This window comes from Rhodopirellula maiorica SM1 (assembly GCF_000346295.1).
GTDB lineage: Bacteria > Planctomycetota > Planctomycetia > Pirellulales > Pirellulaceae > Novipirellula > Novipirellula maiorica.
This window is the reverse complement of record NZ_ANOG01000549.1, coordinates 1-1,558: the sequence shown is the minus strand read 5'-3', so window position 1 is coordinate 1,558 and position 1,558 is coordinate 1. Positions and strand designations below refer to the sequence as shown.

Annotated in this window: 1 protein-coding gene; it reads left to right on the top strand. The window is 57.1% G+C overall.

Annotation, left to right across the window (positions count from 1 at the left end):
* Nucleotides 1-1,332 (top strand): aminoacyl--tRNA ligase-related protein (locus RMSM_RS17635; RefSeq protein WP_040767793.1); only part of this gene is annotated, 1,332 nt, incomplete at its 5' end.
* Nucleotides 1,333-1,558: the final 226 nt, after the last annotated feature.

Sequence of the window (1,558 nt, the reverse complement as noted above, 5' to 3'; positions counted from 1 at the left end):
AAAGCGACAGGGCATCAAAACGCCTATTTCCCGCTATTGATTCCCATGAGCTTCCTTGAAAAAGAAGCCGAGCACGTCGAGGGATTCGCCAAGGAATGCGCGGTCGTCACGCACCATCGTCTCGAACCCGATCCCGCCGGGGGTTTGCGGCCCGCCGGTAAGCTCGAAGAACCGCTAATCATTCGTCCCACCAGCGAAACGATCATCGGGGCAACCTATGCCAAGTGGGTCCAGAGTTACCGCGATCTACCGATTTTGATCAATCAATGGGCCAACGTGATGCGTTGGGAGATGCGAACGCGGATGTTCTTGCGGACCGCCGAATTCTTGTGGCAGGAAGGGCATACCGTTCACGCGACCTCCGAAGAAGCGATCGAAGAAACCGAGCGGATGATCGATGTGTACGCCGATTTTGCCGAAAATTGGATGGCGATGCCGGTCATTGTCGGCAGCAAAACAGCAGCGGAACGCTTTCCCGGTGCCGTCGACACGCTGACGATCGAAGCGATGATGCAAGATCGCAAAGCACTGCAGGCAGGAACCAGCCACTTTCTGGGCCAAAATTTCTCTAAGGCACAGGAGATCGTGTTCCAGTCCGAAGCGGGCGAGCGAGAGTTTGCCTGGACCACATCCTGGGGCGTTTCGACACGACTCGTCGGCGCGTTGATCATGACGCATAGCGACGATGATGGCTTCGTGCTGCCACCACGTTTGGCCCCGGCACAAATCGTGATCTTGCCGATCTATCGCGATCCGTCGCAGCGAACCGAAGTGATGCAGTACGTCGAGACGCTGCGAAACGAATTGACGGCCCAGTCGTATGCAGGAACGCCCATCCGCGTCGAAGTCGATGACCGAGACATGCGCGGAGGTGAAAAGAAATGGCACCACGTCAAACGCGGCGTGCCACTTCGCGTGGAAGTCGGGCCGAAAGACATCGAGAAAAATTCGGTTTTCGTAGGACGCCGCGATCAACCCAAGAGTGTGGGGTTACCGCGCGGAGAGTTCGTCGCCACCGTCGCGACGATCCTGGGCGAGATGCAGCAGAACCTGTTCGACCGCGCATTGAAGTTGCGTGAAGAGAACACCGTCACGATCGACAACGAAGCCGATTTCCGCGCGTTCTTTACGCCCAAAAACGAAGAACAACCGGAAATCCACGGCGGTTTCGCAACCTGCTATTTCGCGGACGAAGCCTCGATTGACGAACTGCTCAAAGAGCTGAAGGTCACGATCCGCTGCATTCCACGCGATCAAGACGCAAGCGGCGGCGTCTGCTTTGCCACCGGCCGACCGGCCACCCAAAAAGCAATCTTTGCAAAAGCCTATTAAGGTCGCCGCAACCATTCTGTGGTTGACGAAAAGGCTCGGCTCGGCGGCAACCGCCACGCCGCTGCCTTCTGCTAAGCAGCTAGACAGGAGTCTTTCGGCATGTTGGCCGCGTGCCCAAACGCAACGCTGTGAAGCATTTATCCCCCCGTGATTTGCGAGCTTTTAGCGGCAGGCCGCAAGCTCAATGCCATCTACTTTCGTAGTGGGACTCGCCAGAGTTCCTGGT